This window comes from Paraburkholderia sp. JPY419 (genome assembly GCF_050435705.1).
Lineage (GTDB): Bacteria > Pseudomonadota > Gammaproteobacteria > Burkholderiales > Burkholderiaceae > Paraburkholderia > Paraburkholderia youngii.
On sequence record NZ_JBNDKV010000004.1, the window covers coordinates 1250183 to 1262839 of the forward strand.

General features: G+C 62.6%; 12 protein-coding genes. 7 read left to right on the forward strand and 5 right to left on the reverse strand.

The window, feature by feature from the left end; translation table 11 throughout:
* Nucleotides 1-148: 148 nt before the first annotated feature.
* From QFZ91_RS34210 to gltS, 4 genes are all read right to left on the reverse strand, one after another.
* A complete protein-coding gene (locus QFZ91_RS34210) occupies nucleotides 149-1153 on the reverse strand; it encodes an AraC family transcriptional regulator (RefSeq protein WP_176384226.1) in 1005 nt (334 codons plus the stop codon).
* A 123-nt stretch (nucleotides 1154-1276) separates the two neighbouring features.
* Complete coding sequence (locus QFZ91_RS34215) at nucleotides 1277-1741, reverse strand: hypothetical protein (RefSeq protein ID WP_176384227.1); 465 nt, start codon at nucleotides 1739-1741, stop codon at nucleotides 1277-1279.
* An 83-nt stretch (nucleotides 1742-1824) separates the two neighbouring features.
* Nucleotides 1825-2685, reverse strand: a complete 861-nt coding sequence (locus QFZ91_RS34220; RefSeq protein WP_429569927.1) for a class I SAM-dependent methyltransferase — start codon at nucleotides 2683-2685, stop codon at nucleotides 1825-1827.
* 15 nt (nucleotides 2686-2700) lie between these two features.
* Nucleotides 2701-3903 carry a sodium/glutamate symporter gene (gene gltS / locus QFZ91_RS34225; protein ID WP_429569928.1) on the reverse strand — a complete coding sequence of 401 codons (1203 nt, stop codon included), beginning with the start codon at nucleotides 3901-3903 and terminating at the stop codon, nucleotides 2701-2703.
* A 556-nt stretch (nucleotides 3904-4459) separates the two neighbouring features.
* On the opposite strand from gltS, the gene QFZ91_RS34230 reads away from it, so the two are divergent.
* The 7 genes from QFZ91_RS34230 (at nucleotide 4460) to QFZ91_RS34260 (ending at nucleotide 9592) form a co-directional block, all read left to right on the forward strand.
* On the forward strand, nucleotides 4460-5344 hold the full coding sequence (locus QFZ91_RS34230) for a manganese catalase family protein (RefSeq protein ID WP_152854153.1): 885 nt from the start codon (nucleotides 4460-4462) through the stop codon (nucleotides 5342-5344).
* A 32-nt stretch (nucleotides 5345-5376) separates the two neighbouring features.
* The gene (locus tag QFZ91_RS34235; protein WP_429569929.1) at nucleotides 5377-5886 is read left to right on the forward strand and encodes a ferritin-like domain-containing protein; all 510 of its coding nucleotides are present in this window, start codon (nucleotides 5377-5379) and stop codon (nucleotides 5884-5886) included.
* A 143-nt stretch (nucleotides 5887-6029) separates the two neighbouring features.
* On the forward strand, nucleotides 6030-6902 hold the full coding sequence (locus QFZ91_RS34240) for a formate/nitrite transporter family protein (protein ID WP_368715930.1): 873 nt from the start codon (nucleotides 6030-6032) through the stop codon (nucleotides 6900-6902).
* A 132-nt stretch (nucleotides 6903-7034) separates the two neighbouring features.
* Nucleotides 7035-7295, forward strand: coding sequence for a hypothetical protein (locus tag QFZ91_RS34245; protein WP_429569930.1), 261 nt, complete (start codon nucleotides 7035-7037; stop codon nucleotides 7293-7295).
* A gap of 172 nt (nucleotides 7296-7467) precedes the next feature.
* Nucleotides 7468-8235, forward strand: coding sequence for an inositol monophosphatase family protein (locus tag QFZ91_RS34250; RefSeq protein ID WP_429569931.1), 768 nt, complete (start codon nucleotides 7468-7470; stop codon nucleotides 8233-8235).
* A gap of 136 nt (nucleotides 8236-8371) precedes the next feature.
* Entirely contained in the window at nucleotides 8372-8593 is a 222-nt protein-coding gene (locus QFZ91_RS34255) for a dodecin family protein (RefSeq protein ID WP_176120751.1), read from the forward strand.
* Nucleotides 8594-9202: 609 nt separating this feature from the next.
* The gene (locus tag QFZ91_RS34260; protein ID WP_368589323.1) at nucleotides 9203-9592 is read left to right on the forward strand and encodes a DUF6232 family protein; all 390 of its coding nucleotides are present in this window, start codon (nucleotides 9203-9205) and stop codon (nucleotides 9590-9592) included.
* Between the two features lie 72 nt (nucleotides 9593-9664).
* On the opposite strand, the gene QFZ91_RS34265 is transcribed toward QFZ91_RS34260, so the two are convergent.
* Nucleotides 9665-12118, reverse strand: a complete 2454-nt coding sequence (locus tag QFZ91_RS34265; RefSeq protein ID WP_176107703.1) for a glycogen/starch/alpha-glucan phosphorylase — start codon at nucleotides 12116-12118, stop codon at nucleotides 9665-9667.
* Nucleotides 12119-12657: the final 539 nt, after the last annotated feature.

The following is a 12657-nucleotide window of genomic DNA, read 5'->3' on the forward strand; positions in this document are numbered from 1 at the left end:
TAACGTATGGCTGAATCGTAGCGTCGGACAGGCCCTGCCCGGTTGTCCAAACCGGACGATCTATTGACATCTCTGGCCACGTCGGAGGAAGTAAGCGCCCCGTGGGAAGTGCATCGGCAGGGGTTATCGACGCTTTGATGTGACGAGATCAGCCACCCCGGCGATAGGCCGCCGGGGTGCTGCCGGTCCAGTGGCGGAACGCTCGGTGGAATGCGGTGGGGTCGCCGAAGCCGACGTCGCCGGCGATGATGGCGATGGGCTCGTGCGTGCCGGTCAGGCGCTGGATCGCGATGTCGCGGCGCAGTTCGTCCTTGAGCACCTGGAACGCCGTGCCCTCGGCGGCAAGATGACGGCACAGCGTTCTGACCGAACAGTGCAGGCCTTCCGCCGCCTCTTCGATGGACGGGACGTCGGGCAGCCGGGACGCGAGATGTTCCCGCACGCGATGGCTGAACAGCTGCTCGTTGAACGACACGAAGATCCAGTCTTCCGGCGCACGAGCGAGAAACCTGCGCAGATTCGCCTTGCGCTGGCGCACGGGCAGATCGAAATAGCTGCTGCTGAACTGCATCGAGGTCTGATTGCAGTCGAACTTCGCCGGTCCGGGAAACAGATAGAGATACTCGAGCGCGTGAGCAGGACGAGGAAAGGCGAACTGCACCTGGAGCAACGCAATGCGCTGGCCGATCAGCCAGGACGCGATCCCATGCGCGAGCTTCAGCATCAGCTCCTGGCCCAGCATGCTCGGTTGCGCTCCCGTGCTTCCCGGATGCAAGGCCAGCGTCGCAACGAGGTCGCCGCGGCGCGACTCGAAACGGAAGTCGTCGAGCACTAGATGGAAGAACTGGCCGAACCGATGCATCGCGGTTTCGAGATTCGGCGCATCCAGCAGGCTCAGACACAGAAACTTGAGCGCGCCGCTGCGCAGCGGGCGCGAGAAAATGCCGGGCATCTCATCGTCGAGTTCGATCGCGAGCGAGCGGTAGAGCGTCGAGAACTGTTCCTCGGTGACGCGCGCGCCAGGCTGGTCCAGCAGCGCGCGCGGGATGTTCGCGCCGGACAGGTGCCGGTCGACGATATCCGGCCGCGTCCCGACGCTGCCGAGGAACCCATTGACGAGCGAAATCGGTACGGTGGCGCCAGGAGCTTGCATGACGGGGTTCCGCGAGGCGAAGACGCATCAGCATAGCGCCTCCCGCCGCATCGTGGCGAGGGTTCGGCGAATCGCTGCGCGAGTGCCGGGTTGGCGGCTCCGCGCTTTCCGGTAGCGGCTCGCCTATTGCGCCGATGCGTGCGAGCGCAGATACGGCACGTAGCCGTTCTGAGTCTTCAGGATCTTCTCGGCGCACTCGTCATAGTCGTCGCCCTTCGCGCTGTCGGGCCCGTACATGCCGCGGCACTGCGCAAACAGCGACAACGTCGCGCCGCCCGTGCTCTTGTTCGCGCGGGTCGCTGAAAAAGCGGCCTTGCCCGAATCGTCGGGCACGTCGGTATCGATCGCGACCGCGTCCGCGCGGATCACGTGCGTGTCGGAATGCTGCTCGATATAGCGTTTCGTCGCCGCCCACGCGGCATCGCAATTCGACGGCGTGCAGTCGATCACCGCGTCGCGTTGCGCGGCGCGGAGGTTCGGCTCGCTATGAAGGATTTCCTGCTGGGCGCGCTGCGCCTGCTTTTCCGGGGACGACGAGCAGGCGGCGAGTGCGCATGCGACGAGTGCGAAGGCTGCGATCTTTTTCATGAGTAGACTTCGAAGGCCATGTTCGAGCGCGATTATAGCCGCGTGAGGACCGCGATCGCGCATTCAACCCACCGCAACGGCCGCTAAGTATTCGCCACCAGCAGTTCCTCCGCATTGGCCGGCGGGCGCAGTCCATCCGTGCGAGCCGCGAAGTAGCGCTGCGTCAGATCCGCCGCGGACACATGCCGCGCGTCGTCAAAGCCCGCTTCACGCGCCATGGCGATCATCCGCTGCGGCATGAAGAAGCTGATGAACGGTGTACCGCTCGCACGCGCGCCCTTCTCCGCCATTTCGAGTCCCGGGCGCACGTCCGGGTCCGCCATCTCCAGCGGCAACAGGAACGTCATCGCGAACGTCGAGCCGCGCGCGAGCCCGGCCACTTCGCGCAGCGTCGCCGCATTCGCCTCTGTGGTCAGATACATGCTGACACCGGTCGACACGACGACGGCCGGCCTGCTTTCGTCGAAGCCTTCGGCGACGAGACGCTGCCGCCAGCTATCGCCCGCTTCGAAGTCGACGGGCACGAAACGCAGCCAGTCCGGCAGGCCGTAACCCAATTCGCTGAGCCGCTCACGCTTCCACGTTTGCGGTCCCGGCGGATCGACTTCGAACACGGTGAGCCGCGACGCGATGTCGGGCCGGCGTTGCGCGAAGCTGTCGAGACCGGCGCCCAGGATCACGTATTGATCGACACCGCGGCCGGCCTGCTCGACGACCAGATCCTCGATAAAGCGTGCGCGCGCGACGATCGACGCACGAAACGGCCGCGTGAACCGCGGGTCCATGTCGCCGCGGCTGCGCCAATCCTCGGCGGGAGCCAGCAATCGCAAGCCGACTTCGTCTTCGAGCACGTGCGGCGGCGCGTCGGCCTGCACGTGCAGCGCACGCCATAGCGCGACGCGCGCGGCGGTGCTGTCGGGTGCGATGTGTGGTTGGTTGCTCATGGTATTCGCCTGGGCTCAATGGAAAAACGGCAGCGTGAGAAACAGTTTGATCACGATCGCGTTGACGATGTCCATGAAAAACGCGCCCGTCATCGGCACGATCAGGAACGCGATATGGGAATGGCCGAAGCGGTTCGTGATCGCCTGCATGTTCGCGATCGCGGTCGGCGTCGCGCCAAGTCCGAGCCCGCATTGCGCCGCGCACAACACGACCGCGTCGTAGTTGCGGCCCATCGCGGGAAACGTGATGAAGATCGCATAGAGCGCCATCAGCAGCGTCTGCGCCGCGAGGATCGAGATGATCGGCAACGCGAGCGCGGCAAGCTCCCATAGGTCGAGGCGCATCAGCGCCATCGCGAGAAAGAGCGCGAGCGCGACGTTTCCGACCAGCGCGACCGCGTGCTGGTCGATCCGCACACGCATGAGCGCGAGCACGTTGTTCAGGATCACGCCGATGAACAGCGTGCAGACGAAGGTCGGCAATTCGAACACGGTGTCCGCGATCCAGTCGGCAAACACTTCGCCGCCCGCGAGGCAGATCGAGATCAGCGCGAGCGTCGTGATGATCGCGGCGGGCGTGGTGGCCTGCTCCGCCTTCGGTTCTTCGAAGACCAGCGTTTCGTCCGCTAGCTGCTGGACGCGCAGCAATTCGTCGGCACTGATCCGCCGCATCAGCACACGTGCGACCGGACCGCCGAGCACGCCGCCCATCACGAGTCCAAAGGTCGCACAGCCGATCGCGATTTCGGTCGCCGACTCCAGCCCGTGACGTTCGGTGAAGACCTGGCTCCACGCGGCGCCGGTGCCGTGCCCGCCCGACATCGTGACGGAGCCGCCGAGAATGCCGAGCAGCGGATCGACGCCGAGCGCGAACGCTAGCAGGATGCCGATCACGTTCTGCAGGATCAGCAGCCCGCTGACCAGCGCGAGAAAGCGGATCAACACCGGCCCGCCCGCCTTCAGATTCGACAGATGCGCATTCAGGCCGATCGTCGAGAAGAACGCGAGCATCAGCGGCGCCTGCAGCGTCGAATCGAACCTGACCTGCACGTGGATGGTGATGCGTGTGATCAGCACGCAGATCGCGACGATGAGCCCGCCTGCCACCGGCGCCGGAATCGAATAGGTTCGGAGCACGCCGATCCATTGCACGAGCTTTTCGCCGAGCAGCAGCACGAGCGACGTCGCGACCAGCGTGGCATATACGCCGACAGTCATGAATGGCCTCCGAGCGCGAACCTGCGACATCTTAGCCAATCCGTCCAGGCCAAGTATGATTTTCCTTGACGCAATGCAGTCGGCCGATGACGTCGCGCCACAACGGAGAAATGAACCGAACCTCTATCCGCGCTATCGACGCTCCCGGATCCGGCGAGGTCTGAGAGTGGGTTTTGGCACCGGGAACCGAGCGTGGCAAAACCTCCAGAACACCCGCATACAGGGCTCCGCCGGCTGCGTGCATGGCATAAGTGCCGATCGGCACTACGAGTAAACCCCCTACGCACAGACGCGGTCGGCAATCCCGCAATGAGATGGTCCTCTTCACGAACCGCCTCCTGCAGGCGCCTGCTCGCTCGTGCGCGCAACGTTGGTCTGCAGACCTCTAGCCTGTTGCAACGCTTCCCGCCTGCTTTGGGCAAGCCCTGGCAACTCGTGTCAGGCGGGCAGGAACGCGGCATGCGCAGACGGATTCGCGCCGTCCAGCCGCGACGGCGCTCCGCATGCGTGGCACGGCGGATGGAAGACCCAAGTGCCAACTCCAATGGAGGTCACGATGTTCATGCACAACAAACGGCTGCAATACACGGTTCGCGTCGGCACGACCAATCCCGGGCTCGCGAATCTGATGCTGGAGCAGTTCGGCGGGCCGCAAGGCGAATTGGCCGCCGCAATGCGCTACTTCACGCAGGCCGTTGCGGAAGAAGACCCCGGGCGCAAGGACATGCTGTTCGACATCGCCACCGAAGAGCTGAGCCATCTCGAGATCATCGGCTCGATCGTCGCGATGTTGAATCGCGGCGCGAAGGGGGAACTCGCCGAAGCGGTCGAACAGCAAGCCGAGCTGTATCGCAAGCTCAACGGCGCGGGCAACGACAGTCACCTTACCCAGGTGCTATATGGCGGCGGACCGCCGCTGACGAACTCCGGCGGCGTCCCGTGGAGTGCCGCGTACATCGACACGATTGGCGAGCCGACCGCGGACCTGCGCTCGAACATCGCCGCCGAAGCGCGCGCGAAGATCATCTATGAACGGCTGATCAACGTGACCGACGATGCCGGCGTGCGCGAGGCGCTGGGCTTTCTGATGACCCGCGAAGTCGCGCATCAGAAGTCGTTCGAGAAGGCGCTGTATGCGATCACGCCGAGTTTCCCGCCGGGCAAGCTGCCGCCGAGACAGGAATTCGCGAGCGTCTACTACAAGATGTCGCACGACGGAGCGGTGATCAACACACCGTGGAACAGCGGCACCGGTCTCACGATACGGACCGGTGAACCGGCGGTGGATGGCGGCGACGGCAGTGCGTCGGTGGGACTCGAAGCGCAACAGGAAACCGCCGTGACTGCGATGGCCACGCGTCTGCGCTCCGACCCGTCGAGCGATCCGACGACCGGTGCTGAGTTAGGTAGCGAAGTTGCGCCTACCGACGACACCGCGTGATAAACCGCGAAAACTTCTTTGGAGAACATGACATGACTACACCACAGGAACATGTCGTCGACTGGCTGCGCGACGCCTACGCGATGGAAAAGCAGGCGGAAACAATGTTGAAGGCGCAGTCGAAGCGCCTCGACCACTATCCGCTGCTCAGGGAACGCATCGACAGGCATATCGAGGAAACGCTCTCGCAGCAGAAGCTGCTCGAGTCGTGCCTTGACCGGCTCGGTTCGAGCCCTTCGGGCATGAAGGATCTGACGGCGCGCATGTCGGCTTTCATGCAGGGGGCTGGCGGCATGGCGGTCAGCGATGAAGTGATCAAAGGCGGCATGGCCGGGTACGTATTCGAACATGTCGAAATTGCCGCCTACACGACGCTAATCGCGGCAGCCAACGCCGCGGGCGACATCGAGACCCGTCAGGTTTGCGAGCAGATTCTGCCGCAGGAAGTCGAAATGGCGAAGTGGCTGCTTGAGCACCTGCCGGAGACGGTCACGCAATTCCTTGGCCGCTCTGCTGCGGACCGCGACGAGGCGAAAAGGTGACACACATGGGATTCGAGACGCGGAATCGCGTCGCCAAGTAAGCACTTTGGCCTTTGCGACGCGATCCTCATCGGACAGCGGAGTGGCTTCGCCGTCAGCGTTATCGGCAAAGCGATCGCGACAAACAACCTGGAGCATTGCGAATGGCAAGCCAGCCCCGAACAAACGACGATCACCCGGCAGGACATGCGTCGCCCCATCTCGATGACGAGGAGCGCGACCAGGCTTCCGCGCACAGTTCACCTCGCGCGCTGGTGATTCACGAGATCATCCGGGAGGAAGGCGAGACGGCGCTTGGCCGAAAGCCGCTCGCGTTGCTGTGGTCCGCGTTGGCGGCCGGGCTATCAATGGGTTTTTCGTTTCTAACTCAGGCGGTGCTCGAAAGCAAGACGTCGTCTTCCGGTCACGGCGGCATCTCGCTGACTGGCGCCGCAGGCTATTGCGTCGGCTTCATCATCGTCGTGCTCGGGCGCCAGCAACTATTCACCGAAAGCACGTTGACCGTGCTGCTGCCGGTCCTGACGAGGCGCAGTCTGCCGGTTGCCGCTATCGCGCTGCGGCTATGGGTGATCGTACTGGCCGCGAATCTGGCCGGAACATGGATCTTCGCCGGAATCCTTACGATGCCGACGTCGTTCGGGCAGAAGCTTGCGCCGGTTCTCGATCAGTTGTCGCAAGCCCCGTACGGCTCGACCTTTGCTTCCACGACCATGAAGGCGGTTCTCGCGGGCTGGCTGATCGCGCTGATGGTCTGGCTGCTGCCGAGCGCGAGATCCGCCGCCGTGCTGATCGTCGCGGTCCTCACGTATGTTGTTGCAGTGTGTGATCTGGCGCACGTGATTGCTGGCTCAGTGGAAGCGGCGTACGCGGTGCTGCGCAGCCATGCCGCCGTGCAGGACTATCTGCTGCGATTTTTCGCGCCGACGCTGCTAGGTAACGTGGTCGGTGGCGTCGCGCTCGTCGGGCTGCTGAACCATGCGTCGATCGCACCCGAGATGACAGGCCGCGACGGCTGATCTCGGCCACGCGCGGCGCATCACGACGAGCCGACAGGATACAGGCCCCCCAACGAGGCTCCTTGACGGCACGAGCCGTGCTACGCGGATGGGTACGTAGTTCCCGGAGCGCTTCCCAAACTGGAGATCGTCATGAAGCTGATAGCGGCAGGAGTGAGCGTAATTGCATTGATTGCCAGCGTTTACGCATTTGCGCAAACCAATACCGGCAGCGTGCAGCCGAAGCCGGATGCTCACAGCGCCCAGCCGGGTACCGCTGGGCAGAGCATGAGCCGTGCTGCGGACGCCGGTACCAGCAAGCCGGCGAGTGGCACATTGATGCAAAAACGCGAAAGTGGCATGTCGCCCCAAGGCGCGTCCGGCTCTAACGCGACCGGCGAGATGAAGCAGTGACGACAAGGCGAGGCACAGCTCCTTCGTGAGTGGGACCGTTTGTGCGACAGGCAACGTTCCGCTTTCCCGTGGCAGGGTCGGCGCCACGAGGGGACACTCAGGACTTGCCCGCCGGACCGGTACAGCGGGTTGCAACGGTGCGGAACCACTGACGGCATCAGGAGGTAGCAACATGACACCAACGGATACCTGCAGGTTTCTGGACTCGCTCGGCGACGAAGCGCGAATCCTCGCGTTGAAGCACTTCAGAACGGGGTTCGACGTTACAACGAAGTCCGACGCGACTCCCGTCACAATCGCGGACCGCGAGATAGAACGACGGCTTCGTGAACTCATCTTGTCGCGGCATCCATCACACCACCTTGTGGGCGAAGAGGAAGGCGGCGAGACTGGGGACGGAACAACTTGGGTGATCGACCCCATCGACGGCACGAAGAGCTTCGTATCGGGTCTTCCGCTGTTCGGGACGCTCGTCGCGGTACTCGAAAGTCGACTTCCTGCCTACGGCCTGATTGAAGTCCCAGCACTGCGTGAGCGCTGGATAGGCTACGGGAATAGCACCGTTCTCAATGGCACTCCGTGCAAAGTCAGTTCATGCACGCGATTGCGCGATGCCCGACTCTGCACAACCGACCCACAGATATTTATCGGTGAAGCGTCACGGGCCTTTTCAACGCTGTCGGGTTCTGTCGCAATCTCCCGGTTCGGAACCGACTGTTACGGTTACGCCTTGTTAGCCTCGGGTTACATTGACCTCGTTGTGGAAGCAGACCTGGAAATTTACGATGTGATGGCGCTAGTGCCTGTCGTTCGGGGCGCGGGTGGCATCGTTACTACTTGGTCGGGTCATCCAATCACTGAACGTTTCGATGGTACGGTCGTCGCGGCTGCGACTCCCGGGTTGCACACCGAGGCGCTTAGAGTCCTCGGAACACCGTAATCGCGTCACCGGCGCTACTCAACGGATATCAGGTCAGATGCAAGGTGTCCACGTCGGACACCTGCACACGGATTAGCGAGACAGGCACGCCGGATGCGCCACGTAAAAATCGCCCATTCCATCCTGGAGAGAGATCATGGCCGCAAGCACACAGTCCAGCGTCTACAAGGTTACAGAAATTGTCGGCACGAGTCCGACTTCTTGGGAGGAGGCTGCGAAAAATGCTGTAGAAACTGCTGCTAACTCGCTTCGTGATTTGCGAATCGCCGAAGTCTGTAAGCTCGACATGAAGATCGACAACGGCAAGGTGGTTGAATATCGGACCCGCGTATCCGTGTCGTTCAAGTACGAGACTTGAGAGCTCGGCAAAGATCCTGTTGCTGTTGTTCAACGAAATGATCGCAAGACGTGACTAACTCGAACGTGGCGCGCCGGGCTGCTAAAAAACCGCGCACAAATGAAGCCGAAACTGCAGCCCACGCCAAACACCGCAAGATTGGCCAAGACACGGTTAACCCGCCCTTTGTAAATCTGGGGATCTCATAATGCACATAGCAGACAATAAAGACGGCGAGCAATCCAGCGATGAACGACATGGCCGCAATCATTTGACCTTCCTCTCCTGCAGTGCCCGCGACTCCGGATTGCTAATCGCTAGCGTGGAGCATTCCCGCTCGCGATTCCCGGCTAACGCCTTCAGGCCGGAGCCTCTCAAATAAAGACGCTCAGATTGAATTCTGTCATTACCGAGCGCCGCGCATCGACGCCGTAGATCATTTCAACGCATATTCTCTCGTCGCCCTCTCTCCAAACCGGGTTTTTAATCAGAAAATCGCCTAACTCGTTTTTTTGTCCCCAAAATCACCCCTTGCAGCACGGGCCTGAGAGAGAACGAAAAACTCCCTAACTTTAGAAATTTGAACGAAGTCTGCTACGCTGCGCGCTTCACTACCCTTGCATTGAAACGATGGAAATCCCATTCAACGATCGCGGCGTGTCGGTCACGCGCAACGCCCTCTCGGCCGCGGGTCAGGTCTTCCCGCTGCGCGATATCGTCGACGTGCGGGTCGTGACCGTGCAGAAGAACAAGGTCGTGCCGCTCGTGATCTCGGCGGCGGGGCTGATCGGCGCGATCGTCGGCGGTGTGCTGCATTCGGCTTCGGGACTCGTATCCGGGGCGATGCTGGTCGTGGTCGGCTGGCTGACCTGGGCGAGTCAGGACGTCACGCATCGGTTGATGGTCAAGACTGCCGACGGTGAGCGCGAGGCGCTGATGAGCACGGATCGCGAGTTCGTCGAACGCGTCGGCGAGGCCGTGCATTGGGCGAAGGCCGCGGCCGCCGCGCCGAAGACATGACGCGGCGCGTCGATCGAACATGAAAGAGCCGTGCGCGACTGATCGACGCCAGCCCCGCACGGCTTCTCCGGCTCAGTCCAGACTGAGCGGATTCACGCGCCAGATATTGCGCGCATACTCGCCGATCGTGCGATCCGACGAGAACAGCCCCATCCCCGCGACGTTCTCGATCGCGCTTTCGGCCCACGCGTGCTTGTTGACGAAACGCGCATCCACTGCGTTCTGCGCCTTCGCGAACGCATCGAAATCGGCGAGCACCATGTAGTGATCGCCCCAATCGACGAGCGTGTGAAAGATATCGGAGAAGCGCAGCGGATCGTCCGGCGAGAAGAATCCCGTGCGAATCTGATCGAGCGCGGTGCGTAATGCTTCGTTTTCCTCGTAAATCCGCCGCGGCCGATAGCCGCTTGCGCGCAGATCGTCCACCTCGTCGGCGCTGTGGCCGAAGATGAAGATGTTCTCGCGCCCCACCGCGTCGCAGATTTCGATGTTCGCGCCGTCCATCGTGCCGATCGTCAATGCGCCATTGAGCGCGAGCTTCATGTTGCCGGTGCCCGACGCCTCGGTGCCGGCCATCGAGATCTGCTCCGACAGATCGGCCGCCGGAATGATCAGCTCGGCCACGCTCACGCCGTAGTTCGGCACGAACACGACCTTCAGCCTGTTGCCGATCAGCGGATCGTGATTGACCTTCTCGCTGACGTCGCCGATCAGCTTGATGATCGTCTTGGCCATCCGGTACGCGGACGCGGCCTTGCCCGCGAACAGCACGACGCGCGGCACCCAGTCGCGCTCCGGATTCGCGCGAATCTCGTTGTAGCGCACGATCACGTGCAGCACGTTGAGCAACTGGCGCTTGTATTCGTGAATGCGCTTGACCTGCAGATCGAACAGCGCGTTCGGATCGAAGTGCAGCTTGGTGTGCTGCGCGAGCCGGTGCACGAGCCGCAGCTTGGCCTGTCGTTTGGCCTCACGGAACGCGTCGACGAACTCGTCGTCCTTGCGCAGATTGCGCAGCTGCTCGAGCTCGAACAGATTGCTGCGCCAATGTGTGCCGATGCGCGCGTCGATCAGCGACGACAGCGACGGACTCGCCTGCGCGAGCCAGCGGCGCGGCGTGATGCCGTTGGTCACGTTGGTGAAGCGGTCGGGATAGAGGCGCGCGAAGTCGGAGAAGATGTCGCGCGTCATCAGCTGCGAATGCAGCTTCGACACGCCGTTGACCTTGTGGCTCGCGACGATCGCCAGATAGGCCATGCGCACGCGCCGCTGCCCGTATTCGTCGACGAGCGAAATGCGGCGGATCATATCGACGTCGTGACCCGACTGTTCGCTGACATGCTTCAGAAACTGCGCATTGATTTCGAAGATGATCTCGAGATGGCGCGGCAGCAGGCGCGACAGCATTTCGACATCCCATGTTTCGAGCGCCTCGGGCATCAGCGTGTGATTCGTGTACGAGAAGATCTGCGTCACGTGTTTCCACGCCTTGTCCCACGGCAGGTTATGCACGTCGACGAGCAGGCGCATCAGCTCGGGAATCGCGAGCACCGGGTGCGTGTCGTTCAGATGCACCGCGACCTTCTCCGAGAAGCGTCCGAACGTGCTGTGCGTGCGCTGATAGCGGCGGATCAGATCCTGCATCGTCGCCGAGACGAAGAAGTACTCCTGGCGCAGCCGCAACTCGCGGCCGGCAGGCGTCGAGTCGTCCGGATAGAGCAGCCGCGACACGTTCTCCGACATGTTCTTGGTGTCGACCGCGTTGCGGTAGTCGCCGCGATTGAACGCGCCGAGGTCGAGCTCCTCGGTCGCGCGCGCGGACCACAGGCGCAGCGTGTTGGTCGCGTCGGTCGCGTAGCCGGGGATCACGGTGTCGTACGCGGTCGCGTTCACGTGCTCGGTGTCGATCCATTCGGTCTTCTCGCCGCGCTGCACGGTACGGCCGCCGAAGTGCACCATGTACTTGATTTCGGGCCGCGGAAATTCCCAGGGGTTACCGGCGCGCAGCCAATAGTCGGGCGCCTCGACCTGCTCGCCGTTGACGATTTCCTGACGGAACATGCCGTACTGGTAACGGATGCCGTAGCCGAAACCCGGAATGCCGAGCGTCGCCATCGAGTCGAGAAAGCACGCGGCGAGCCGGCCGAGGCCGCCGTTGCCGAGCGCGGCGTCGGGTTCGATATCGATCAGCGCGTCCATGTCGACGCCGAGGCTCGCGAGCGCCTCCTTCATCTGATCGTGAATGCCGAGCGCGAGCAGCGCGTTGGTAAAGGTCCTGCCGATCAGAAACTCCATCGACAGGTAGTAGACCCGTTTCACGTCCTGCTCGTATTGCAGGCGCGTGGTCTTCATCCAGCGCGCGACGAGCCGGTCGCGCACGGCCAGCGCGGCCGCATGCAGCCAATCGTGCGGGTGAGCGGTGATGGCGTCCTTGCCCACGCCGTACATCATGCGATTCGAAATTGAGCGCCGTAGCGCGTCGACGGTACTGTGGAGCTGGTCGAATTCCAGATCGACGGTCGTCATCGAAGCCTCCGGGAAGTTCGACATGGCAGACGCGAACCGCACGGAAGACGGACGGGAGGCGCGTACCTGTCGGAACGGTTAAAAAACAGAGTAGGACATTTTGGGGATCTCGCACATCGCTGCGCGAGCGGACGATCACGCATATGCCGTGCCCGGTGAACCCGCCAGTTGCCGCGCAATGGCGCGCGGCCGATGCACGGACGCAGTGCAAAGCCGCACATCGATTATTTTTTCGATGCATGACGGGCGGATGAAGCCGCGAATTCCCTGATTGTGTGATCGCATCGGGCCGCCCGTTCTGCCGGACGGTTCGAGCGTATGCGTATGGGATTCGATGTGGGGCCTTGGCCGATTTGGAGATGTCGGGCGGGGTTGACGGTTAGTTGCGTTACTGTCAGATCCCAGCGCCTCTTCTTCGCCCGCCTGCCCGCCTCCCTGCACGATCGTGCCGTCTCTGCAACAATCGCGACGTTGCGTCGCACCAGCCGCCACGCTCATCCGCCGTGGTCCGGACAGCGCGCGACCTCGCCCACAACAAA

Excerpts from the sequence above, each read along its gene's own strand:
- QFZ91_RS34245 (WP_429569930.1), top strand. The coding sequence starts at position 7,035 with ATGAAGCTGATAGCGGCAGGAGTGAGCGTAATTGCATTGATTGCCAGC.
- QFZ91_RS34265 (WP_176107703.1), bottom strand. The coding sequence starts at position 12,118 with ATGACGACCGTCGATCTGGAATTCGACCAGCTCCACAGTACCGTCGAC.
- gltS (WP_429569928.1), bottom strand. The coding sequence starts at position 3,903 with ATGACTGTCGGCGTATATGCCACGCTGGTCGCGACGTCGCTCGTGCTG.
- QFZ91_RS34260 (WP_368589323.1), top strand. The coding sequence starts at position 9,203 with ATGGAAATCCCATTCAACGATCGCGGCGTGTCGGTCACGCGCAACGCC.
- QFZ91_RS34215 (WP_176384227.1), bottom strand. The coding sequence starts at position 1,741 with ATGAAAAAGATCGCAGCCTTCGCACTCGTCGCATGCGCACTCGCCGCC.
- QFZ91_RS34250 (WP_429569931.1), top strand. The coding sequence starts at position 7,468 with ATGACACCAACGGATACCTGCAGGTTTCTGGACTCGCTCGGCGACGAA.
- QFZ91_RS34220 (WP_429569927.1), bottom strand. The coding sequence starts at position 2,685 with ATGAGCAACCAACCACACATCGCACCCGACAGCACCGCCGCGCGCGTC.
- QFZ91_RS34230 (WP_152854153.1), top strand. The coding sequence starts at position 4,460 with ATGTTCATGCACAACAAACGGCTGCAATACACGGTTCGCGTCGGCACG.
- QFZ91_RS34235 (WP_429569929.1), top strand. The coding sequence starts at position 5,377 with ATGACTACACCACAGGAACATGTCGTCGACTGGCTGCGCGACGCCTAC.
- QFZ91_RS34210 (WP_176384226.1), bottom strand. The coding sequence starts at position 1,153 with ATGCAAGCTCCTGGCGCCACCGTACCGATTTCGCTCGTCAATGGGTTC.
- QFZ91_RS34240 (WP_368715930.1), top strand. The coding sequence starts at position 6,030 with ATGGCAAGCCAGCCCCGAACAAACGACGATCACCCGGCAGGACATGCG.
- QFZ91_RS34255 (WP_176120751.1), top strand. The coding sequence starts at position 8,372 with ATGGCCGCAAGCACACAGTCCAGCGTCTACAAGGTTACAGAAATTGTC.